General features: G+C 66.7%; 19 protein-coding genes. 15 read left to right on the top strand and 4 right to left on the bottom strand.

What is annotated here, in order from left to right; all coding sequences use genetic code 11:
- Positions 1-213 precede the first annotated feature (213 nt).
- Together hemL and thiD are read right to left on the bottom strand one after the other, a co-directional pair.
- Positions 214-1512, bottom strand: coding sequence for a glutamate-1-semialdehyde 2,1-aminomutase (hemL, locus tag FVD38_RS02195; RefSeq protein WP_147933333.1), 1299 nt, complete (start codon positions 1510-1512; stop codon positions 214-216).
- A 48-nt stretch (positions 1513-1560) separates the two neighbouring features.
- A complete protein-coding gene (gene thiD, locus FVD38_RS02200) occupies positions 1561-2370 on the bottom strand; it encodes a bifunctional hydroxymethylpyrimidine kinase/phosphomethylpyrimidine kinase (RefSeq protein WP_123072018.1) in 810 nt (269 codons plus the stop codon).
- A 98-nt stretch (positions 2371-2468) separates the two neighbouring features.
- On the opposite strand from thiD, the gene FVD38_RS02205 reads away from it, so the two are divergent.
- The 6 genes from FVD38_RS02205 to FVD38_RS02230 all read left to right on the top strand — a co-directional run bounded on the left by FVD38_RS02205 (position 2469) and on the right by FVD38_RS02230 (position 11642).
- On the top strand, positions 2469-2621 hold the full coding sequence (locus tag FVD38_RS02205; RefSeq protein WP_123072063.1) for a rubredoxin: 153 nt from the start codon (positions 2469-2471) through the stop codon (positions 2619-2621).
- A gap of 163 nt (positions 2622-2784) precedes the next feature.
- Positions 2785-3180: a response regulator gene (locus FVD38_RS02210; RefSeq protein WP_137174851.1), complete on the top strand. Its 396-nt coding sequence runs from the start codon at positions 2785-2787 to the stop codon at positions 3178-3180.
- Positions 3181-3205: 25 nt separating this feature from the next.
- Entirely contained in the window at positions 3206-3592 is a 387-nt protein-coding gene (locus tag FVD38_RS02215; RefSeq protein WP_147933334.1) for a response regulator transcription factor, read from the top strand.
- Complete coding sequence (locus FVD38_RS02220; protein WP_147933335.1) at positions 3589-4134, top strand: chemotaxis protein CheW; 546 nt, start codon at positions 3589-3591, stop codon at positions 4132-4134. The genes FVD38_RS02215 and FVD38_RS02220 overlap by 4 nt, the downstream gene beginning before the upstream one ends.
- Before the next feature lie 37 nt (positions 4135-4171).
- Positions 4172-6451 (top strand): methyl-accepting chemotaxis protein, encoded by a 2280-nt coding sequence (locus FVD38_RS02225; protein ID WP_147933336.1) that lies wholly within the window; start codon positions 4172-4174, stop codon positions 6449-6451.
- Between the two features lie 7 nt (positions 6452-6458).
- Positions 6459-11642: an Hpt domain-containing protein gene (locus tag FVD38_RS02230; RefSeq protein WP_147933337.1), complete on the top strand. Its 5184-nt coding sequence runs from the start codon at positions 6459-6461 to the stop codon at positions 11640-11642.
- Here the strand turns inward: FVD38_RS02230 and FVD38_RS02235 are convergent.
- On the bottom strand, positions 11632-13098 hold the full coding sequence (locus tag FVD38_RS02235; protein ID WP_147933338.1) for a cryptochrome/photolyase family protein: 1467 nt from the start codon (positions 13096-13098) through the stop codon (positions 11632-11634). The two genes, FVD38_RS02230 and FVD38_RS02235, sit on opposite strands and share 11 nt — an antisense overlap.
- 232 nt (positions 13099-13330) lie before the next feature.
- On the opposite strand from FVD38_RS02235, the gene FVD38_RS02240 reads away from it, so the two are divergent.
- The 6 genes from FVD38_RS02240 to FVD38_RS02265 are packed head-to-tail and all read left to right on the top strand — an operon-like array spanning position 13331 to position 17892.
- The gene (locus FVD38_RS02240) at positions 13331-13945 is read left to right on the top strand and encodes a YqgE/AlgH family protein (RefSeq protein ID WP_123072064.1); all 615 of its coding nucleotides are present in this window, start codon (positions 13331-13333) and stop codon (positions 13943-13945) included.
- 14 nt (positions 13946-13959) lie between these two features.
- Complete coding sequence (ruvX, locus tag FVD38_RS02245) at positions 13960-14352, top strand: Holliday junction resolvase RuvX (RefSeq protein WP_147933339.1); 393 nt, start codon at positions 13960-13962, stop codon at positions 14350-14352.
- Positions 14339-14869, top strand: coding sequence for a bifunctional pyr operon transcriptional regulator/uracil phosphoribosyltransferase PyrR (gene pyrR / locus FVD38_RS02250; protein WP_147933340.1), 531 nt, complete (start codon positions 14339-14341; stop codon positions 14867-14869). Before ruvX ends, pyrR begins: the two co-directional genes overlap by 14 nt.
- Positions 14850-15824, top strand: a complete 975-nt coding sequence (locus tag FVD38_RS02255; protein ID WP_147933341.1) for an aspartate carbamoyltransferase catalytic subunit — start codon at positions 14850-14852, stop codon at positions 15822-15824. Before pyrR ends, FVD38_RS02255 begins: the two co-directional genes overlap by 20 nt.
- A complete protein-coding gene (locus tag FVD38_RS02260) occupies positions 15821-17104 on the top strand; it encodes a dihydroorotase (protein WP_147933342.1) in 1284 nt (427 codons plus the stop codon). Before FVD38_RS02255 ends, FVD38_RS02260 begins: the two co-directional genes overlap by 4 nt.
- Before the next feature lie 56 nt (positions 17105-17160).
- Positions 17161-17892 (top strand): lysophospholipid acyltransferase family protein, encoded by a 732-nt coding sequence (locus FVD38_RS02265; protein ID WP_147933343.1) that lies wholly within the window; start codon positions 17161-17163, stop codon positions 17890-17892.
- On the opposite strand, the gene FVD38_RS02270 is transcribed toward FVD38_RS02265, so the two are convergent.
- Positions 17889-18737, bottom strand: coding sequence for a symmetrical bis(5'-nucleosyl)-tetraphosphatase (locus FVD38_RS02270; RefSeq protein WP_147933344.1), 849 nt, complete (start codon positions 18735-18737; stop codon positions 17889-17891). The genes FVD38_RS02265 and FVD38_RS02270 overlap by 4 nt on opposite strands.
- 329 nt (positions 18738-19066) lie before the next feature.
- Here FVD38_RS02270 and FVD38_RS02275 point away from each other — a divergent pair, with 329 nt between their 5' ends.
- The 3 genes from FVD38_RS02275 to FVD38_RS02285 all read left to right on the top strand — a co-directional run bounded on the left by FVD38_RS02275 (position 19067) and on the right by FVD38_RS02285 (position 22198).
- Positions 19067-20161, top strand: a complete 1095-nt coding sequence (locus tag FVD38_RS02275; protein ID WP_147933345.1) for an MraY family glycosyltransferase — start codon at positions 19067-19069, stop codon at positions 20159-20161.
- Between the two features lie 102 nt (positions 20162-20263).
- Positions 20264-20575 (top strand): H-NS histone family protein, encoded by a 312-nt coding sequence (locus FVD38_RS02280; protein WP_109348056.1) that lies wholly within the window; start codon positions 20264-20266, stop codon positions 20573-20575.
- A gap of 240 nt (positions 20576-20815) precedes the next feature.
- Positions 20816-22198, top strand: a complete 1383-nt coding sequence (locus FVD38_RS02285; protein WP_147933346.1) for a phosphomannomutase/phosphoglucomutase — start codon at positions 20816-20818, stop codon at positions 22196-22198.
- The last annotated feature ends 2 nt before the right edge of the window (positions 22199-22200 follow it).

The raw sequence follows: 22200 nt of genomic DNA on the forward strand, positions 1-22200 counted from the left end.
GTTCACTTGGGCTCAGGTTCGCAGACCCGCACCGGCATTCTTCCTCTAACCGCTGAATCGTCATTCCCGCGCAGGCGGGAATCCAAGTCCTGTGCGCTGCCACTGCGATTTGCCCTAGTGGTAGGTTAAGAACTTAGGTTCCCGCCTGCGCGGGAACGACGGCCATCAGTCAACAATGGAATAGGCGGGACGGCATTGCACCGTCCCCCATCCTTAGCCGATCCGCTTGAACACCCGCCGCGCCGCCTCGATCGTCTCGTCGATCACGGCGTCGTCGTGCTGGATCGACACGAACCCCGCCTCGAACATGGCCGGCGCAAAATACACGCCTTCCTCCAGCATGCCGTGGAAGAAGCGGTTGAAGCGTTCCTTGTCGCCCGCCATCATCTCGCTATAGCTGCCCGGCACGTCCTTCGAGAAGTAGAAGCCGAACATGCCGCCCACCGAGTCGCCGCAGAAATCGATGCCGGCTTCTTGCGCCGCCGCGGTCAGCCCCGTCACCAGGCGGTCGGCGGTCGCCGTCAGCTGCTCGTAGAAGCCGTCTTCCTGGATCAGCTTCAGCGTGGTCATGCCGGCCGCCACTGCCACCGGATTGCCCGACAGCGTGCCGGCCTGGTACACCGGGCCGATCGGGGCCATCTTCTGCATCAGGTCCGCGCGCCCGCCGAAGGCTGCCACCGGCATGCCGCCGCCGATCACCTTGCCCAGCGCGGTCAGGTCGGGGGTGATGCCGTACATGCCCTGGGCGCCTTCGAGGCCCACGCGGAAGCCGCACATCACTTCGTCGAAGATCAGCACCGCGCCATGTTCGGTGCACAGTTCGCGCATGCGCTGCAGGAACTCCGGGGTGGCGCGGATCAGGTTCATATTGCCGGCCACCGGCTCCACGATCACGCAGGCGATGGTGTCGCCCATCGAGGCGAAGGCGTCTTCCAGCTGCGGGACGTTGTTATAGTCGAGCACCAGGGTGTGCTTGACGAAGTCTTCCGGCACGCCGGCCGAGGTCGGGTTGCCGAAGGTGAGCAGGCCGCTGCCGGCCTTCACCAGCAGCGAATCGGCGTGGCCGTGGTAGCAGCCTTCGAACTTGACGATCTTGTCGCGGCCGGTGGCGCCGCGCGCCAGGCGCAGGGCGCTCATGGTCGCCTCGGTGCCCGACGAGACCAGGCGCACCTGCTCGATCGACGGCAGCAGGCGGCAGATTTCCTCGGCGATCTCGATCTCGCCCTCGGTCGGTGCGCCGAAAGATAGACCATTCTCGGCCGCGGCCTGCACCGCCTTCACGACTTCGGGACGGGCGTGGCCCAGGATGGCCGGGCCCCACGAACCGATGTAGTCGATATAGCGCTTGCCGTCGGCATCCCAGAAATGCGGGCCCTTGGCGCGTTCGATGAAGCGCGGGGTGCCGCCCACCGAGCGGAAGGCGCGCACCGGCGAATTGACGCCGCCAGGGGTCGATTGCTGGGCGCGGGCGAACAGGGTGTCGTTGCGCGAGGTGGTGTGTTCAGTGGTCATGATCGATGCTTCGTGAATGAAAAGAACCCGTCCGCGCGCTACGCGTGACTACGGACGGAAGAATTTACTGGGAATGAACTTGCCCATGCCGAAGCGCTGCGCATGCTCGAGCGCGCCGGTGGTGTACTCCTGGGCCAGGGCCAGCGCCTGCGGCGCGTCCATGCCGCGCGCCAGGCAGGCGGTGAAGGCGGCCGAGTAGGTGTTGCCGGCGCCCAGGAAGGGGCCGGGCAGGTGCTGCCAGTCGACCCGCGCGACTTCGCCGCTGGCGTCGTACAGGCGGTTCGAGCAGGCGCCGTGTTCGTCGCGGCTGCCGGTCACCAGCACGTAATGCAAGCCGCTCGAGGTGAGCTCGGCCACGTCTTCCTCGAAGTCGCCGTCCTTGCCGTCGGCGCCATCGCGCCACAGCTCGGCCATGCGGCCCAGTTCGGACTGCGACAGGATCAGCGCGGTGGCCTGCGGCGCCAGGATCGAGCGCAGCGCGGACAGCATTTCCTCGTCGCCCAGGCCGGCGTCGGGCAGGGCCGACAGGAAGGGATCGAGGACCAGCGGCGCGTCCGGGTAGTCGGACACGATCTCGGCAATCGCGGCCAGGTGCAGGGCCGAGCCGACGGCGCCGACCTTGAAGGCGGCGATCGGCATGTCTTCCAGCAGGGTACGCGCCTGCTCGGCCATCCAGTCGCTGTCGAGCTCGTACATATTCTCGATGCGTGCGCTGTCCGAGACCAGCAGGCCGGCGATGGCCGACAGCCCATGGCACCCGAGGGCGGCGAATGCGGCGCAATCCGCCTGTACGCCGATGGCGCCGACAGGATCGCAGACGCCGAAGCTCAGGATGAGGGGGAACGTTTGGTTTTGCACGTCGGGTAGATTAAGATGCCGGATTCCGATTCCACATTTTACTAGATACAAGGACCAATACTGTGAGTACCGAATCCACCGCGCCTTTCCAGACCTGGATGTGCCTGATTTGTGGCTGGGTCTACGACGAGGCTACCGGTTCGCCCGACGACGGCATCGCTCCCGGTACGCGCTGGGCCGACGTTCCGATGAACTGGACCTGCCCGGAGTGTGGCGCGCGCAAGGACGACTTCGAAATGACGATGATCTGAACCTCGAGCCATGCAATAAAGATCACAACGTGATCAGCTTGATAATGGCATCTCGTCCACTCTCGGGATGCCATGTTGCGGGGTAGTTGACTCCCTGCAACACTTTGCGCACAAGAAAGATGCGCTGTGCTATCGTGGCGCTTCAAGCCGAAGTGAAACGAAAATGACGACATCGCCGCAATCCACGGCCCTGACCATCATGGTAATCGACGACAGCAGCACGATCCGCCGCTCCGCCGAGATTTTCCTGAACCAGGCCGGTTACCAGGTGGTGTTGGCCGACGACGGCTTCGACGCCCTGGCCAAGATCAACGACCATCATCCGGCGCTGGTGTTTTGCGACATCCTGATGCCGCGCCTGGACGGTTACCAGACCTGCGCCCTGATCAAGAAGAGCGCGCGCTTTCGCGCCACGCCGGTGCTGATGCTGTCGTCCAAGGATGGCCTGTTCGACCGCGCGCGCGGCGCGATGGTCGGCGCCAGCGCCTATCTCACCAAGCCCTTTACCAAAGACAGCCTGCTGGCGGCCGTGCGCGAGCACGCCACGCCCCAGGCCTGATTTACCTACTGACCCGGAGCCGTAAGTGGCCATCAACAAGATCCTCATCGTCGACGACTCCCCGACCGAACGACTGTACCTGACCGACATCCTGGTGAAGAACGGCTTTACCGTCAGCACCGCCGTGAATGGCGACGAAGCGATCGAGCGCATCCGCGCCGAACGCCCCGAACTGATCCTCATGGATGTGGTCATGCCGGGCGCCAACGGCTTCCAGGTCACGCGCGCCATCGCGCGCGACCCGGAGCTGGCGGCGCTGCCGGTCATCATCTGCAGCAGCAAGAACCAGGAAACCGACCGCATCTGGGGCCTGCGCCAGGGCGCGAAGGATTACCTGGTCAAGCCGGTCGATCCCGAGCGCCTGCTGGCCAGCATCGCGGCCCTGGCGACCGCCGGCAGTGTGAGCGCATGACGGTCACTGCGGGCGACGTCGGCGAGAGTGAAGAGGGCGGCCGGCGCGATCCCGCGGCGCGCCGTACCCGCCTGCGCCTGTACCAGGAGCAGCTGCTGGGAAAGATGCAGGCGGCCAAAACCGGCGCCGGCGCCAGCACCGGCCAGCTGGGCCTGGCGATCGGCGCCACGCGCTACCTGGTCGACCTGCTCGAGGCCGGCGAGATCGTCGCGCCTCCGCCCCTGACCGCCGTCCCGCTGACCCAGCCCTGGTACCTGGGCCTGGCCAATGTGCGCGGCAGCCTGCTGGGCGTGATCGACCTGGCGCGCTACCTGGGCGAGGAAGCAGCGCCCGATGGTCCGGCGACGCCGCGCCTGGTGGTGTTCGCACCGCATCTCGGCTTCAACTGCGCCTTGCTAGCCTCGAACGTCTACGGACTGCGCCAGGCCAGTGCGATGGAACGCGTGGGGGATGCCTTGCGCGACGCCGACGGCAATACCTGGACGCCGCTGTCGCTGGCGGCGCTGGTGCGCGAAGAGCGATTCCTACAGGTCGCACGCTAAAACAACCACACTCACAAGCAGGAAACAGGGAGCAGTAATGGGATTCGCTTCGAAACTGACCACGAATTTTTTCGCCAAGGATGATGCCGCTGTCGATGCGGCCACGCCCGGCGAGTCCCCGCAAAACGCCGACAGCGGCGGTTCGGCCACCGCGGCCGCGCGCCGGCTGGGGGGCTTTCGCAGCCGCAGCGCGAGCGAGGCGCTGGCGGCGGAAAGCGCCGGCGACCTGCGCGCCGTCCAGGTCGGGGGGCAGTTCGGCAGTCAGTTCCAGCCCAGCCGCCTGAACCTGCTGCTGGGCGTCTTCGTTGGCGGCGTGCTGCTGACCATGCTGGCGGCCTGGCAGAATTCTGCGCACGACGCCCGCCTGGCCGGCCAGAGCCAGGTGACCGGCGACGCCGTGATGCACTCCCAGCGTTTCGCCAAGGCGGCGCCGATCGCGCTGCGCGGCGATGCCGCCGCCTTCGACCAGCTCGAAGACAGCCGCACCCAGCTGGGCCGCGAACTGGACCTGCTGGCGCGCGGCGGCCAGTCGCCGACCGGCCGCATCCCGGCCGCCAGCGGCCAGCGCGCCGACGACCTGCAAAAGGCGATCGTGCTGTGGAACGCCTCGTCCAAGGCCGCCGCCAGCATCATCGCCAACAAGCGCAACCTGCTGGCCTTCGGCGTCAGCCTGCGCCAGTATGAAGAAGTCGGCCCCGAACTGACGGCGATCGCCGAGCGCCTGCAAAAGGACGAGTCGAGCGACGCCCGCCGCCAGGTGGCGGCGCTGAGCATGCAGTCGCTGGCCCAGCGCCTGTCGGCCGGCACCCAGACCTTCACCACCCCGGGCTCGGCCCAGAACGCGGTGACCTACATCATGGGCGACATCGAGTCGCTGCGCGCGATCGTCGACGGCCTGCTCGACGGCGGCGGCAAGCTGGGCCTGGCGCCGCTGACCGACCTCGAACAGCGCATGCGCCTGGCGCGCACCCGCGACAGCTTCGACGAGTACGTCAAGACCATCACCCCGCTGCTGGGCAATCTGACCAACTACGCCAGCGCGCGCGCCGCCGAGCGCGTGATCTCGCGCGACAGCGAGCAGCTGCGCGTCATGCTGGCCAAGCTGCACGGCGACTATCAACGCGACCAGGCCGGCACCAGCGGCTGGTTCTGGCTGACGGTCGGCGCCGCCCTGTTTACCCTGGTCGCGGCGCTGGGCATCTCGCGCGCCATGCTGCACGATGCCGCCTCCCGTGCGCGCGCCGCCGACGAGCGTCGCCGCGAAGCGGAAGCGATGCGCCAGCTGGCCCAGGCCAAGGAAGAAGAAGCCAAGGCCACCAACGACCAGAACCAGGCCGCGATTTTGCGCCTGATGAACGAGCTGCAAGAAGTGGCGGACGGCGACCTGACGGTGCAGGCCACGGTGTCGGAAGACATCACGGGCGCGATCGCCGACTCGGTCAACTACACGGTCGAGGAATTGCGCGAGCTGGTGGTGCGCGTCATCAAGACCTCGGAACAGGTGGCGCGCGCCTCGAACGGCGCGCAGCAGGTCTCGACCGAGCTGCTGGGCGCGGCCGAGCGCCAGTCGCGCGAGATCCAGGAAGCATCCAGCACCACCATGAAACTGGCCGGCCTGATCACCGACGTGTCGCGCTCGGCCCTCGAATCGGCCAGCGTGGCGCGCCAGTCGGTGGCGGCGGCGGAGCAGGGCGCGACCGCGGTGCAGAACGCCATCGAAGGCATGCAGGAGATCCGCGAGCAGATCCAGGAAACCTCGAAGCGCATCAAGCGCCTGGGCGAATCCTCGCAGGAGATCGGCGAGATCACCGAACTCATTTCGGACATTACCGAGCAGACCAACGTGCTGGCGCTGAACGCCGCGATCCAGGCCGCGTCGGCCGGCGAGGCCGGTCGCGGCTTCTCGGTGGTGGCCGAAGAGGTGCAGCGCCTGGCGGAACGCTCGGGCGATGCGGCCAAGCAGATCGGCGCGCTGGTGCGCACCATCCAGACCGACACCCACGACGCGGTGGCGGCCATGGAAAAATCGACCCAGGGCGTGGTCGAGGGCGCGCGCCTGTCGGACGCCGCCGGCGCCGCGCTGTCGGACATCTCGCGCGTGTCGAACCGCCTCGGTGAACTGATCGGGGACATGTCGACCGCCACCGAGCGCCAGGCCACCAAGGCCACCGGCGTGGCCGACAAGATGCAGGAAATCCTGTCGGTGACCGAACATACCCAGCAGGGTACCCGCCAGACCGCGCGGTCGATTCATGAACTGGCCTCCCTGGCCCAGGAGCTCAAGGATTCGGTGTCGCGCTTCCGCGTGGTATCCTGAGCGGCCCATGGCTACCCCGAGTCCGACCTTGCAACGTTCCAGCTTCGACACCGGCCCGCTGTCCTGGGTTATCGGCGAAATCCGCGACGCCCTGGCGCGCGCCTCCACCGCCTTGCGCGAGGCCGCCGGACGTTCGCCGGAGGCCCAGCCGACCCTGCTGCTGCACGCCAAGACCCACCTGCACCAGGCGCACGGCGCCCTGCAACTGGTCGACGTCGAGGGTGTCGGGGTGTACACCGGCGCGGCCGAGGCGGTGCTCGATCGCTTCAAGAATGGGGAACTGCCGTGCACCGTGGATAGCGTGCAGGTGGTGCTGGACGCCTTCGGGGCGCTCGGCGAATACCTCGACGAACTGCTGGCCGGCATGCCGCAACAGCCGGCGCGCCTGTTCCCGTATTACCGCGACATGGTCGAGCGCCAGGGCGAGCGCAAGGTGCATCCTTCCGACCTGATGCCGCTCGACCTGTCGGCGGTACCCGATTTGCCCGCGCCGGAAGGTGACGGCGGGCTTGACGTCGCGGCCTGCCGTGGTCGATTCGAAAAAGCCTTGTTACCCTACCTGAAGGCCGAGGACGACGCCGGGCGCCAGATACACGCCGCCGACCTGGTGGCCGCGATCGCGCCGATCGCAGCGACACAGGACGAGCCGCGCGTGCGCCTGTTCTGGCAGGCGATGCATGCCTTCGCCACCGTGGTGGCCGACGGCCAGGTCGAGAGCGATCTCTATATCAAGCAGCTGTTCGGCCAGGTCAACCTGCAATTGCGGCGCCTGGTGAAGGGCGAGACGGACGCGCCGGAAGCGATGCTGCGCGATGCGCTGTTCTTCATCGCCGCCGCGCGCGAACCGGGACCCGAGGCGCGCGCGTTGCGCCAGGCCCTGGGCCTGGATGGCGCCGTGCCGCCCGACTATGCCGAGCGCCGTTACGGCAAGCTCGATCCGCAAGCGCTGCAAGAGGCGCGCGAAGCGCTGGCGCGCACCAAGTCGGACTGGGACCGCATCGCCGGCGAGGGCAAGCCCGACGCCCAGGTCGAGAGCGACTTCAACGACGCGCTGGCGCGCCTGGCTGGCGCCAGCGAAAAGCTGGGCGCCCCCGCGCTGGCCCAGCTGCTGCGCGAACTGGGCCGCGCGGCGAGCGACTCGGTGCAGTCGGGCCGCGACGACCAGTTCGGGCTCGAGATGGCGGCCGCCATGCTGTTCGTCGAGAACGGCCTGGACCAGCTGCGCCAGCTGCCCGACGATTTCTCGGAGAATGCCGAAGCCGTCGGCGCGCGCCTGCTGGCGCTGGCCGCCGGCGAGACGCCGCCCGACGCCCCGCACTGGCAGGGCGAGCTGGCGCGCCAGATCCAGCAAGGCCAGACCGTGGCCGTGCTGGCGAACGAGGTCAAGGCCGGCCTGCGCCAGATCGAGAAGCTGCTCGACGATTACTACGACGACCCAGGCAAGCGCCAGGTGCTCGAACAGGCGGCGCCGATCCTGCACCAGTTGCAGGGGGCGTTCGCCATCCTCGACCAGGACCAGGCGGTGCAGGCCGTGCGCCACGTCGAGGAAGCGGTGCGCGCCTTGGCCGCCAGCCAGGCCGATGTGACCAACCAGCACGCCTCGCTGCACAATATCGCCCAGAATATCGGCGCGCTCGGTTTCTTTGCCGACCTGCTGGCCCAGGACGCCGAGGCCGCGCGCGGCCGCTTCACCTTCGACCTCGACAAGCTGCTGCTGCGCGAGCTGCCGTTCGAGTTCGTCGAGGCGCCGGCTGAGGCCGAGCAGGTGGCCGAGTCGGCGGAGGAGATCGCGAACGGCGTCGACGCCGAACTGCTCGGCATCTTCATCGCCGAGGCGCAGGAAGTGCTGGCCTTCGTGGTCGAGACGCTGCCGCGCGCGGCCGACGAGCCGTCCAACCAGGAAATCCTGACCCAGTTGCGCCGCGCCTTCCATACGCTCAAGGGCAGCAGCCGCATGGTGGACCTGGAGGCCTTCGCCGCCACCGCCGCCGCCATCGAACGGGTGATGAACGTGTGGCTGGCCGACGGCCGTTCGGCCACCGCCGACCTGCTGGCCCTGCTGGCCCATGCCTATGCCGAACTCGATGCCTGGGTGGCCGAGCTGGCCGCCGGCCGCACGCCGGACCGTGATGGCGCGGCGCTGATCGAGGCTGCCGCGCGGGTGCAGGAGGGCGGACCGTTCGAGCCGCTGGGCGATGAGCCACTGGTGCTGGACGATATCATCGAAGCGCCGGCGCTCGACGACATTCCGCTGCTCGACGAGCCTTTGGCGATGCCGGGCGACGATGGCGTGAAGCGCGTCGGCGACCTGGCCATCCCGCAGGCCTTGCACGACGTCTACCTGGGCGAAACCGAGACCCTGTGCGCCACCCTGGAGCAGGCTTTCGACGCGCTGCGCCGCGGCCTGGACAAACAGCTGGTGCAGGACGCGGTGATGGCGGCGCATACCTTGTCCGGCACCTCCGCCACGGTCGGCTACGGTGCCCTGCGCGACCTCGCGCACGAGCTGGAGACGACGCTCGAGAAGCTGGCGGCGCCGGGCACGAAGCTCGAGGACGCCCAGTTCGAGCTGTTCGATGCGACCCTGTCGCGCATGCGCACCATGCTGCAGGTGTTCACCCTGGGCGAGCTGGCCCCCGGCCAGCCCGACCTGGTGGAACAGCTGGCGGCGCTGCGCGAGCGCCTGGCCAGCCAGCAGGCGGCCGCCTTGTATGGCGAGGCCGATCCGGCCCTGGCCAGCCAGCTCGACGCGCTGTTCGCGGCCGCCTACGAGCAGTTGCTGGCCGCGCCGCCCGCATTCGAAGCGCGCCAGGCGCCAGAGGCTGCGCCGAAACCGGCCGTGACGGACGACGTCGACGACCTGTTCGATTCCTTCCTCGACGATGCCTTCGCCGCGCCGCCAGCCGATTTTGTGGCCGTCACCCCTGACGAAGCGGTGCTGGTTGAAGCGGCCGCGGAACCCATGCCAGAGGCCGAACCGGAGCCTGAGCCCGAACTGGTCGGCGCCAGCTTTGCCGACGAGATCGACCCCGACCTGCTGCCGGTGTTCCTGGAAGAGGCGGCGGACCTGCTGCCGCGCATCGGCCACGACCTGCGCCAGTGGCAGCAAGAGCCGACCAATACCGCGATCGCGCAGGGCATGCAGCGCGACCTGCACACGGTCAAGGGCAGCGCGCGCATGGCCGGCGCGATGCGCCTGGGCCAGCACGCGCACGAGCTGGAAACCCAGATCGAGAACATGGTCCACGCCGGCACGTCCACCTTGCCGGCCACCGCCTTCGACGAGCTGCTGGCCAACTACGACGCGGCGATGCTGCTGTTCGAGGCCTTGCAGCAACCGGCCCAGGCTCAAGCCGCACCGGAGCGGGCGCAGGCACACGCGCCGCCGCCGGCCGAGCCGGTCCGTTCGCCGCTGGTGCGGGTGCGCGCCGACATCCTCGACCGCGTGGTGAACCAGGCCGGCGAGGTGTCGATCACGCGCTCGCGCCTGGAAAACCAGATGGGCGCGCTCAAGGGTTCGCTGGGCGACTTCTCGGACAACGTGGCGCGCCTGCGGCGCCAGCTGCGCGAGATCGAGATGCAGGCCGAATCGCAGATCGCCTCGAAGCTGTCGATCTCGGGCGAGCGCGAATTCGATCCGCTCGAATTCGACCGCTTCACGCGCCTGCAGGAACTGACGCGCATGCTGGCCGAGAGCGTCGACGACGTCGCCTCGTTCCAGGAAAGCCTGGCGCGCACGGTCGACGGCGCCAACGAGGAACTGGCCAGCCAGGCGCGCATGACGCGCGACCTGCAGCGCGACCTGATGCGGGTGCGCATGGTGCCGTTTGCCAGCCTGTCGGAACGCCTGTTCCGCGTCGCGCGCCAGACCGCCAAGGAAACCGACAAGCGCGTCAACCTCGACATCCGCGGCGGCGCCGTGGAAATCGACCGCGGCGTGCTGGAACAGATGGCCGCTCCCTTCGAACACCTGCTGCGAAACGCGATCGTGCACGGCATCGAGCCGCGCGCGGCGCGCCAGGAGGCGGGCAAGGCCGAGACGGGAGAATTGCTGGTGCAGGTCAGCCAGCACGGCAACGAAGTCATGATCGTGTTCGGCGACGACGGCGCCGGCCTGGACCTGGAGCGCATCCGCGCCAAGGCGCAGGCCAACGGCCTGCTGGAGGGTGGCGAAGACGCCTCCGACCAGGACGTGACGGAACTGATTTTCGAGCCCGGCTTCTCGACGGCGGACACGCTGACCGAGCTGGCCGGCCGCGGCGTCGGCATGGACGTGGTGCGTTCCGAAGCCCAGGCGCTGGGCGGACGCGTGGCCGTCGTGTCCGAGCCGGGTCAGGGCGCGCGCTTCACGATCACGCTGCCGTTGACACTCGCTGTCGCCCAGGTGGTGCTGGTGACGGCCGGCGGGCGCACGCATGCGGTGCCGTCGACTCTGGTCGAGCGGGTGGAGCAGGTGCGCGCGCTGGACCTGGCGGCGGCGATCGAGGCCGGCACTATTTCCCTGGCCGGCGCGACGCTGGCGCTGCATGCCTTGCCCGGCCTGCTGGGCGAAGACGAGGACGAGCGGACATCCAGCCAGCGCTCGACGCCGGTGCTGGTGCTGAACGGCGGCGCGAGCCGCATCGCGCTGCGCGTGGACGAGGTGCTGGGCAACCGTGAGGTGGTGGTCAAGAACATCGGCCCGCAGCTGTCGCGGGTGCCGGGCATCGCCGGTGCGACGGTGCTGGGCTCGGGCGAGATCGTCCTGATCCTCGATCCGCTGGCGCTGGCGCAGCAGCCGCAGGCCGCCGCCCAGGTGAAGAAGGACGTGGCGCGTCAGGTGCGGCGCCCGACTGTGATGGTGGTCGACGACTCGCTCACGGTGCGCCGCGTGACCCAGCGCCTGCTGGAGCGCGAAGGCTATCGGGTGCAGCTGGCCAAGGACGGCGTCGAGGCGCTCGAACTCATTGCGCAGGGCGCGCCCGACCTGATGCTGGTCGATATCGAGATGCCGCGCATGGACGGTTACGATCTGACGCGCAATGTGCGCGGCAACGAGGCCACGAAAGACATCCCGATCGTCATGATCACCTCGCGCACGGCGGACAAGCACCGCAACGTGGCGCTGGGGTTGGGCGTGAATGCCTATTACGGCAAGCCGTATCAGGAGCCGGTGCTGCTGGCGGCGATCGAAGAGCTGCTCAAACGCTGACGGCTTTTTTCACCACTGCAAACCGCTCCAGCGTGCGCCTGCGCGCCGCGTCGTGGTCCACGACTGGCGCCGGATAATCCTGGCCCAGCACCACGCCGTGCTCGGCCAGCGCTTCCGGCTTGACCAGCCATGGTGCGTGGATCTGCTTGCCGTCGAGCTTCGCCAGTTGCGGCAGGTAGCGCCGGATGAATTGCCCGCGCGCGTCGAAGCGCGTCGATTGCGTCACCGGATTGAAGATCCTGAACCAGGGCTGGGCATCGCAGCCGGTCGACGCCGCCCATTGCCAGCCGCCGTTGTTCGAGGCCAGCTCGTAGTCGTTCAGCTTCAGGGCGAAATAGCGCTCGCCGCGGCGCCAGTCGATGCCGAGGTCCTTGGTGAGAAAACTGGCCGTCACCATGCGCAACCGGTTGTGCATGAAACCGGTGGTGTTCAGCTGCACCATGGCGGCATCGACCAGCGGATAGCCGGTGCGGCCCTCGCACCAGGCGGCAAACAACGCATCGGCGTCCGGATCGTCGTCCCACTGCACCGCGTCGAAGGCCGGCTTGAAGGAGCGCTCGACCACGTGCGGATTCTGGGACAGCACCATCGCATAGAAATCGCGCCAGATGAGTTCGGACAGCCATACCGAGGCGCCGCTGCCGCCCGCGCCCGACAGCATCAATTGCTGGGCTGTGCGCACCAGGTGGCGGATCGAGGTGGTGCCGAAGCGCAGGTGGGTCGACAACCGCGACGTGCCATCCTCGGCCGGGAAATCGCGCGCGCGGCCATAGTCGGCGATGTCTTCCACGAAGGCCTCGAACAGCGCTTCGGCCCCGTCCATCCCGGCCGGCAGCGGCGCTTCGCCGGACTCGAAGCCGATGTCTTCCAGCGTCGGCAACGCGGAGGGTGACGCGGAAGGTGACGCGGACGGCGCAAACGCATGCGCATAGGCGTCGACCGGATACGCCGCCAGCGTCTCGGGATGCGCCGCCAGCCGCTTGAGCCAGGCGTTCTTATAGGGCGTAAACACCGAGTACGGCTGTCCCGCCAGGGTCAGCACTTCATCCTTCTCGAAGATGACCTGGTCCTTGTACGAGTGAAAGGCGCGGCCTTGCGCCGCCAGCTGCTGCGCCACGTCGGTATCGCGCGCGATCGCTGCCGGTTCATAGTCGGTACAGGCATATACTGCGTCAATATCGAGTGCAGTCGCCAGCGCAAGAACCTCATCCCGGGCGCTGCCATGGCGCACGATGAGGTAGCCTCCAAGACGACGCAATTCCTCATCCAGGCTGGCCAGGCTGGCGTGAATGAAACGCAGGCGCCGATCGTCGCGCGGTAAGCCGTCGAGGATGTCGGTGTCATACACGAAGACACAGAACACCTGTTGCGAACAGCGCAAGGCGTGGTGCAGCGCGGCGTGGTCGAATGCGCGCAGGTCGCGCCGGAACCAGACTAAAGACTTGCTCAAATTCATCACTGTGTGCAGGGTCAAGGCGGGAGCAGATTTTACTGTCTAGGATCGGATCGTGGTGTGCGCGTCGTGATGGTTCCGAGGGTCCTGCGGCCAAATGGGTGTAAACTAGGGAAAAGCGTAACGTTGTGCTGCAGAACGTTGGCAGTCGATCATGTTTTAACGCAAGAGTGCGCCTTTTGAGAGTATCCGTATGAAAAAAACCAAAGTTGGCAAAACTCTACCGATGCCGGGTATGCCCCGGGAGCAGGATGACACACTCGCCAAGGCGGGTCCGGCAGCATCCGGGCTCAATCTTGCGAACCACTTCCTGATCGCCATGCCATCGATCCAGGACCCGATTTTCGGCGGCACCGTCGTTTATGTGTGCGAGCACAACGACAAGGGCGTGCTGGGCGTGGTCATCAACAAGCCGACCGACATGACGATGGAAACGCTGTTCGACCGCGTCGACCTGAAGCTGGCCGAAGGCCTGCGCGCGACCGTGGTGGACGAGCCGATCATGTTCGGCGGGCCGGTCCAGGACGACCGCGGCTTCGTGCTGCATTCGCCGGGCGGCCGCTATTCCTCGTCCCTCAACGTCACCGATGACGTCGCCTTCACGACCTCGATCGACGTGCTCGAAGCCGTCGCCAGCGGCGGCGGTCCCGCGCGCATGCTGGTCTCGATCGGCTACGCCGGCTGGAGTCCCGGCCAGCTCGAAGAAGAACTCTCGCGCAACGGCTGGCTGACGGTGGGCGCCGACGCGCGCGTGCTGTTCGACCTGCCGATCGAGGAACGCTACAACGCCGCCATCAAACTGCTGGGGATCGATCCCTTCATGCTCGCTACCGAAGCCGGCCATGCTTGACCTGACGTACCAGCATGGTTGACATCGTTCTTGGCTTCGACTTTGGCGTCAAGCGGATCGGCATCGCCATGGGCAACACCCTGACTGGGCAGGCACAGCCGCTGCGCGTCATTGCCGCCATCGACAACGCCACCCGCTTCAAGATCATCGGCGAGCTGATCGCCGAGTGGTCGCCGGCGCGCCTGGTGGTGGGCGAGCCGCGCCATCCCGATGGCGCCGAGCACGACATGACCCTGCGCAGCCGCCGCTTCGCCAATCAATTGCATGGCCGCTTCAACCTGCCGGTCGAGCTGGTCGACGAGCGCTATTCGTCGGCCGTGATCGCAAGCAAGCGCGGCGACGTCATCGACGACAAGGCGGCCGCCATTATTTTGCAACAATACTTTGACGCTCATGTCCACAACTAATCTTGATTTAGATGCCGAAGCGCTCTACCGCGAGCTGCTGGCCCAGGTCCGCGCAGGCCTGGGCGGCGTGTCCGACGCCGCGATCGTCGGCATCCATTCCGGCGGCGCCTGGCTGGCCGAACGCCTGGCGCGCGACCTCGATCTCACCGCCCGCCTGGGCTCGATCGACGTATCGTTCTACCGCGACGACTATGCGCGCAAGGGCCTGCACCCTGACGTCAAACCGACCCACATCCGCTTCGCCGTCGACGGCGCCACGGTGGTGCTGGTCGATGACGTGCTGCAGACCGGCCGCACCACGCGCGCCGCGATCAATGTGCTGTTCGACTACGGTCGCCCGGCCTGCATCAAACTGGCCGCGCTGGCCGACCGCGGCGGGCGTGAGCTGCCGGTGGCGGCCGATTTCGTCGGCACCCGCGTGTCGCTCGCGGCAAACCAGTCGCTGTGCCTGCAGCGCGACGAAACAGGCCAACTCTCGCTGACCATCGAAGAAGACAATGCCGACCCTGCACAATAATCCGCAACTGAACAAGAACGGCGAGCTGCAACACCTGCTCACTATCGAGGGACTCAAGAAGTCGCACATCGACCACATCCTCGACACCGCATCGAGCTTCGTCGGCATCTCCGACCGCGAAGTCAAGAAAGTCCCGCTCATGCGCGGCAAGAGCGTGTTCAACCTGTTCTTCGAAAACTCAACGCGCACCCGCACCACCTTCGAAATCGCCTCGAAGCGCCTGTCGGCCGACGTCATCAACCTGAACATCCAGGCCTCGTCGACCACCAAGGGCGAGTCGCTGCTCGACACCATCGACAACCTGGCCGCGATGCACGCCGATATGTTCGTGGTGCGCCACGCGCAATCGGGCGCGCCCTACATGATCGCCCAGCACCTGAACCGCACCCGCTCCGACGTGCACGTGGTCAACGCCGGCGACGGCCGCCACGCCCACCCGACCCAGGGTCTGCTGGACATGTACACGATCCGGCACTACAAGAAAGATTTTACGAACCTGCGCGTGGCCATCGTCGGCGACATCCTGCACAGCCGCGTGGCGCGCTCGGACATCCATGCGCTGACCACGCTGGGCGTGCCCGAAGTGCGCGCCATTGGCCCGCACACGCTGCTGCCGGGTGGTCTAGATCAGATGGGTGTTCGTACCTTCACCAATATGGATGAAGGGTTGAAGGACGTCGACGTCATCATCATGCTGCGCCTGCAGAACGAGCGCATGAGCGGCGCGCTGCTGCCGTCGGCCCAGGAATACTTCAAGAGCTATGGCCTGACGCCGGAGCGCCTGGCGCTGGCGAAACCGGACGCGATCGTGATGCACCCGGGCCCGATGAACCGCGGCGTCGAGATCGACTCGGCGGTGGCAGACGGCGCCCAGGCGGTGATCCTGCCGCAGGTGACTTTCGGGATCGCGGTACGGATGGCGGTGATGAGCATTTTGGCAGGAACCCACGCATGAAACTTCATATCAAGAACGGGCGAGTGATCGACCCGGCGAACGGCATCGACGCAGCGCAAGACCTGTTCATCGTCGACGGCAAGATCGCGGCCCTCGGCACCGCGCCTGCGGGCTTCACCGCCGACCAGGCCATCGATGCGGCGGGCCTGGTGGTCGCCCCCGGCCTGGTCGACCTGTCGGCGCGCCTGCGCGAGCCGGGCTACGAATACAAGGCCACGCTCGAATCCGAGCTGCAGGCTGCGATGCAAGGCGGCGTGACCACGCTCGTGTGCCCGCCCGACACCGATCCGGTGCTGGACGAACCGGGCCTGGTCGAGATGCTCAAGCACCGCGCGCGCATGCTCGACCAGGCCAATGTGCACCCGCTGGGCGCGCTGACCGTGGGCCTGAAGGGCCAGGCGCTGACCGAGATGGCCGAACTGACCGAAGCCGGCTGCATCGGCTTCGCCCAGGCCGAGGAACCGGTCCTGGACACCACCGTGCTGCTGCGCGCCATGCAGTACGCCAAGACCTTCGGCTACACCGTGTGGCTGCGTCCGCAGGACGCCCACATCGGCCGCGGCGGCGTGGCCCATAGCGGCCCGCTGGCGTCGCGCCTGGGCCTGTCGGGCGTGCCGGTGATGTCCGAGACCATCGCGCTGCACACGATCTTCGAACTGATGCGCGCCACCGGCGCGCGCGTGCACCTGTGCCGCATCTCGTCCGCCGCCGGCCTCGAGCTGATCCGCGCCGCCAAGAAGGAAGGCCTGGACGTCAGCGCCGACGTCGGCGTGCACCACCTGCACATGACCGACGCCGACATCGGCTTCTTCGATTCCAACGCGCGCCTGACCCCGCCGCTGCGCTCGCAGCGCGACCGCGACGCGATCCGTGCGGCCGTGCTGGACGGCACCGTGGACGCGGTCTGCTCCGACCACACCCCGGTCGACGACGACGAGAAGCTGCTGCCGTTCGGCGAAGCCTCGCCCGGCGCCACCGGCCTGGAACTGCTGCTCAGCCTCACGCTCAAGTGGGCCGAGGACCAGCAGGATGCTGACAAGGCGCTGGCCGTGGCGCTCGGCCGCATCACGCATGAAGCGGCCCGCATCGCCGGCCTGCCGGCCGGCACCCTGGGCGTCGGCGCCGCCGCCGACGTGGTGCTGTTCGATCCAAACGCGCGCTGGAAGGTGGAGGGCAAGACCCTGGCCAGCCAGGGCAAGCACACGCCTTTCCTCGGCTACGAACTGGCCGGACAGGTCAGGGCCACCATCGTGCGCGGCCGCGTGGCGTACCAGCGCTGACTCACACCGGACGGCAAGCCTCGCATGAAGCTTCCGTCCTTCGCCTTCTCCGCATCTTGAAAATTCGCCTAGCCTGGCGCCTCGCGCGCGTCGTCGTCCACCTGTGCGAGGGCCTGGCGACCTGCGCGCTCGTATTCCCTTTCGCTTCGTCCCCGCTGCGCATGCGCCTGACGCGCGGCTGGTCGCGCCGCCTGCTGCGCCTGTGCCGGGTCGAGGTCGCGCACCGCGGCGGCGTGCCCGCGCTCGAGCACGCGCTGGTCGTCGCCAACCACGTGTCCTGGCTCGACATCTTCGTCATCAACGCCCTCGACCCGTGCCGCTTCGTGGCCAAGGCCGAGATCCGTTCCTGGCCGGTGATGGGCTGGCTGGCGGCCGGCGCCGGCACCGTGTTCATCGCGCGCGGCAACCGGCGCGAGCTGCGCCACGTGTTCAAGGGACTGGTCGAGGTGCTGCAAAAAGGGGAGCGGGTCGCCCTGTTCCCGGAAGGGACGACCGGCCTGCAGGGCGCGGTACTGCCCTTCCACGCCAACCTGTTCGAGGCCGCGATCGATGCCGGCGTGCCGGTGCAGCCGTATGCGCTGGCCTATGTCGATGCCGCCGGTCGGCACCATCCGTCGATCGAGTACATCGGCGACACCACCTTCGTCGACAGCCTGTTCAGGATCCTGCAGGGCCCGCCGGTGACGGCGCGCCTGGCCTGTCTGGCGCCGCTGGAGAGCAGCGGCGCGCACCGGCGCGAGCTGGCGCTGGCGGCGCAGGAGGCGGTGGCGGCCGCGGTGCGCGTCTAGCGCTTCTTGCCGCCGTGTTCCCGGTACTCGGGACAATCCACCTGCAATAGCGTGCGGTCGTCCAGGCAGACCGCCGTCAGCTTGCCGCCCCACACGCAGCCGCTATCGAGACCGATCAGGTTCGGCCGCTGCACCAGGCCCAGCGCCGACCAGTGGCCGAACACCACCGTCACGTCCTGGGTCTGCCGCTGCGGCAGCTCGAACCAGGGCAGGAGGCCGGAGCCGGCCGGGCCGGCATCGCTTTCCTTGTGCTTGAAGTCCATCGTGCCGTCCGGCGCGCACAGGCGCATGCGGGTGAGGGCGTTGACGATGCAGCGCAGGCGGTCGATGCCCACCAGGCCATCGTCCCAGCGGTCCGGATGGTTGCCGTACATCGCGCCCAGGAACCCGATCCAGCCCTCGCCGCGCAGCGCGGCTTCGACTTCGCCGGCCAGCGCCATGGTCTGGCGCGCGTCCCATTGCGGCGCCACGCCGGCGTGCACCAGCAGGTGGGCGTCGACGAACATCGCCAGCGGACGCTGGCGCAGCCAGGCGATCAGGTCGTCGCGATCGGGCGCGGCCAGGATCTCGTCGAGGGTGTCGGAGCGGCCCAGGCGCTGGACGCCGGCCGCCACCGCGATCAGGTGCAGGTCGTGGTTGCCGAGCAGGGCTTCGATGTGCCCGCCGCTCGATTCCGATAAGGCCTTCATGCGCCGCAGCGCGGTGAGCGAATCGGGGCCGCGATTGATCAGGTCTCCCACGAACAGGATGCGCGCATCGGGGCCCGCCGTCTCGAAGATTCGGTCGAGGAGAAGTTGCGCTTCGTGCGCGCAACCCTGGAGGTCGCCAATGGCATAGGTTTTCATGTTTTTGAGATCGGCCTGTAAAGCTGTTGCGTTCGCGGATACTAAATGATTTTACTCGCCGCCGCTGTCGTCCGGTCCGCGCTTGTAGAACCCCGCACCTGCCTCGTGTGCGAAATGCGTGCGCATCGACATTTTTTGACTCGGTTCCAACACTGCAGGCGAGCGCTGCGGGCATGTTAAATACGTGCGCCCGGAAATGCCCATCCATTCCGGTACAATGAATACGGCTTACTGCGCGGCTTTCCCCCGCGAATAGCATGCACTGGACGTTGCATTTGCCAGGCGCTGCTGCCCGAGGCTCCACATACAGGCATCGAAAGAAAACAATAATGTTCTCGTTTTTCGTGAGCTTCCTTTCCTCCGCATTGCTGACGCTGCTTGTTATCAAGACCGCGCGAAAACATGGGCTGGGGCTCGATGGCGATTTTGGCGGCGTGCAGAAAGCGCACTCGCACGCGGTCGCGCGTATCGGCGGCATTCCTATTTTTCTCGCAGTGGTAGTGGCGTCCGGGATATCGATCCTGCGCGAGCCGCAAATGATGGCGTGGCTCGCCACCCTGATTACCTGCGCCACGATCGCGCTCGCCGGCGGCATCGCCGAGGATTACACCGGCCGCGTTTCCCCGCTGCGCCGGCTGGCGCTGACGATGATCGCGGCGGCGCTCGGCTACTGGCTGCTCGACGCGCGCGTCGGCCGGATCGACCTGCCCTGGGCCGTGGTGCCGATCGAGGCGCTGTGGATCGTGCTGCCGCTGACGATGCTGGCGGTGGCGGGCATCGCCAACGCCATCAACATCATCGACGGCTTCAATGGCCTGGCGGGCGTGATCAGCATCTTCATGCTGCTGTCGCTGTCCTACGTGGCGCTGCAGGTGGGCGATATGTTCGTGCTGGTGGCGGCCCTGATCGTGGCCGGCGCCACCGCCGGCTTCCTGATCTGGAACTATCCGGTGGGGCTGATCTTCCTGGGCGACGGCGGCGCCTATTTCATCGGTTTCCTGCTGGGCGAGCTGGCGCTGTTGCTGGTGATGCGCAATCCCGGGGTGTCGACCTGGTATGCGGCGCTGTTACTGATTTATCCGGCTTTCGAAACGATATTCTCCGCTTATCGGCGCATGTTTGTGCGCGGTAAGTCGCCGGCGATGCCGGATGGTATTCACCTGCACAGTTTGATATTCCGCCGTATCGTGCAATGGACAGTGGGGCCGCGCGAAGCACGGGCATTGATGAAGCGCAATGCGCGGACCTCTCCTTATTTATGGCTGTTTTCACTGCTGGCCGTGATACCGGCAACGGTGTTCTGGAAAAACACAACGACCCTGATGTTCTTCTGTTTGTTGTTCATAATCAGTTACCTCTGGTTGTATGGCCGTATTGTTCGATTCAAGTCCCCGCGCTGGCTTTTTTTAAGCAAGAAGGACTAGTCCTGGTTTATTGATGTATTATATTGCGAGAATTAGTGAGAATTCACTAGATTCAGTAATTGCTGAATCTGCATTTAATATTTAACGAACAAAGGAACGATGATGGATCTGTCGAATATGTCGCTGGGCGATTTGCGTAATCTGCAAGAGCAAATCAAGCAGGAGATGAAGAAGCGTGAAGTCCAGGAAGTGCAAAAAGCACGCGAGCAAATCCTGGCCATCGCCCAAAGCGTCGGCGTGCCGTTGAAAGACCTGATGGCCGCTACCGGCCGCGGTTCGAAAGGCGCCACCGTCGCCGTGCGTTATCGCCACCCAGACGATTCCAACCTGCAGTGGACCGGCCGCGGCCGCCAGCCGAAGTGGGTCAAGGAATGGGTCGAAGGCGGTAAGTCGATCGACGATCTGCGCGTCTGACCGTATTTCCCCTGCGTTGCGGAACCTCACTTCCGCAACGCAGGCGGTAGCAGCATTCCACCAGGCACCGGGCGCTTTCCACGCCGTCCGCTCTCCGCCAATCCTCCGCGCGCCAACCCCACGACGCCAGCGCTTGCCGGTACAATAGCAAGCAATTTTTTATCATTCCTCCAACATCCGGCGATGACCACGGTCGATCCAGTGACCGGTGCATGCCCCTCAAGAATTCCAAGGAAGAACATGGTTGCTCTCTCGAAAACGATTTTCAAGGCCTATGATATTCGCGGCATCATCGGCAAGACCCTGGATGCGGGCATCGCGCGCCACATCGGCCGTGCCTTCGGCGCCGCCGCGCTGGCCAAGGGCGAGCGCAAGGTCGTGATCGGCCGCGACGGCCGCCTGTCGGGTCCGGAGCTGAGCGCCGCCCTGAGCGACGGTTTGCGCGACGCTGGCGTCGACGTGATCGACCTGGGCATGGTCGCCACGCCGATGGTCTATTTCGGCACCAACGTCCTTGAAACCCGCTCGGGCATCATGGTCACCGGCAGCCACAACCCGCCCGACTACAACGGCTTCAAGATGGTGATGGCGGGCGAGGCGATCTATGGCGACGCCATCACCGGCCTGCACGACAGCATTGCCGCCTATGACGGCAAGATCGCCGACCAGCGCGGCGGCTACGGCACCCACGACATCCGCGCCGCCTACATCGAGCGCATCGTCGGCGACGTCAAGCTGGCGCGCCCGATCAAGATCGTGGTCGACTGCGGCAACGGCGTCGCCGGCGCCTTCGCGCCCGAGCTGTTCACCCGCATGGGCGCCGAGGTCGTCGAGCTGTTCTGCGACGTCGACGGCACCTTCCCGAACCACCACCCGGACCCGGCCCACCCCGAGAACCTGCAGGACGTGATCCGCGCGCTGCAAGAGACCGACGCCGAGATCGGCCTGGCCTTCGACGGCGACGGCGACCGCCTGGGCCTGGTCACCAAGGATGGCCAGATCATCTTCCCGGACCGCCAGATGATGCTGTTCGCAGCCGACGTCCTGTCGCGCAATCCCGGCGCCGAGATCCTGTACGACGTCAAGTGCACCCGCCACCTGGCGCCCTACATCGAGAAGAACGGCGGCAAGCCGCTGATGTGGAAGACCGGCCACTCGCTGGTCAAGGCCAAGCTGAAGGAAACCGGCGCCCCGCTGGGCGGCGAGATGAGCGGCCACATCTTCTTCAAGGACCGCTGGTACGGCTTCGACGACGGCCTGTACGCCGGCGCGCGCATGCTCGAAATCCTGACGAAAGGGCAGAACCCGTCGGCGCTGCTCAACGGCCTGCCGATCGCCAGCAGCACCCCGGAACTGCACCTGCACCTGCAGGAGGGCGAGAATTTCACCTTGATCGACCAGCTGCGCCGCGACGCCACATTCCCGACTTCGGAAAAGATCAACGACATCGACGGCCTGCGCGTCGAGTACGCGGACGGCTTTGGCCTGGCGCGTTCGTCGAACACGACCCCGGTCGTGGTGCTGCGCTTCGAAGGCGAGAATCCGGAAGCGCTGGCGCGCATCCAGGCCGAATTCAAGAGCGTGATCCTGGCGGCCAAGCCCGATGCCGATCTGCCGTTTTGAGG

Origin of the sequence: Massilia arenae (assembly GCF_008014745.1) — a bacterium.
Classification (GTDB): Bacteria; Pseudomonadota; Gammaproteobacteria; order Burkholderiales; family Burkholderiaceae_D; genus Telluria; species Telluria arenae.

Bases quoted from the DNA above. Each gene is read 5' to 3' on its own strand.
- FVD38_RS02255 (WP_147933341.1), top strand. From the start codon at position 14,850: ATGCCGACCCTGCACAATAATCCGCAACTGAACAAGAACGGCGAGCTG.
- FVD38_RS02235 (WP_147933338.1), bottom strand. From the start codon at position 13,098: ATGAATTTGAGCAAGTCTTTAGTCTGGTTCCGGCGCGACCTGCGCGCA.
- FVD38_RS02275 (WP_147933345.1), top strand. From the start codon at position 19,067: ATGTTCTCGTTTTTCGTGAGCTTCCTTTCCTCCGCATTGCTGACGCTG.
- FVD38_RS02225 (WP_147933336.1), top strand. From the start codon at position 4,172: ATGGGATTCGCTTCGAAACTGACCACGAATTTTTTCGCCAAGGATGAT.
- hemL (WP_147933333.1), bottom strand. From the start codon at position 1,512: ATGACCACTGAACACACCACCTCGCGCAACGACACCCTGTTCGCCCGC.
- FVD38_RS02230 (WP_147933337.1), top strand. From the start codon at position 6,459: ATGGCTACCCCGAGTCCGACCTTGCAACGTTCCAGCTTCGACACCGGC.
- FVD38_RS02285 (WP_147933346.1), top strand. From the start codon at position 20,816: ATGGTTGCTCTCTCGAAAACGATTTTCAAGGCCTATGATATTCGCGGC.
- FVD38_RS02280 (WP_109348056.1), top strand. From the start codon at position 20,264: ATGGATCTGTCGAATATGTCGCTGGGCGATTTGCGTAATCTGCAAGAG.
- FVD38_RS02210 (WP_137174851.1), top strand. From the start codon at position 2,785: ATGACGACATCGCCGCAATCCACGGCCCTGACCATCATGGTAATCGAC.
- pyrR (WP_147933340.1), top strand. From the start codon at position 14,339: ATGTCCACAACTAATCTTGATTTAGATGCCGAAGCGCTCTACCGCGAG.
- FVD38_RS02205 (WP_123072063.1), top strand. From the start codon at position 2,469: ATGTGCCTGATTTGTGGCTGGGTCTACGACGAGGCTACCGGTTCGCCC.
- ruvX (WP_147933339.1), top strand. From the start codon at position 13,960: ATGGTTGACATCGTTCTTGGCTTCGACTTTGGCGTCAAGCGGATCGGC.
- FVD38_RS02270 (WP_147933344.1), bottom strand. From the start codon at position 18,737: ATGAAAACCTATGCCATTGGCGACCTCCAGGGTTGCGCGCACGAAGCG.
- FVD38_RS02240 (WP_123072064.1), top strand. From the start codon at position 13,331: ATGCCCCGGGAGCAGGATGACACACTCGCCAAGGCGGGTCCGGCAGCA.
- FVD38_RS02220 (WP_147933335.1), top strand. From the start codon at position 3,589: ATGACGGTCACTGCGGGCGACGTCGGCGAGAGTGAAGAGGGCGGCCGG.
- FVD38_RS02260 (WP_147933342.1), top strand. From the start codon at position 15,821: ATGAAACTTCATATCAAGAACGGGCGAGTGATCGACCCGGCGAACGGC.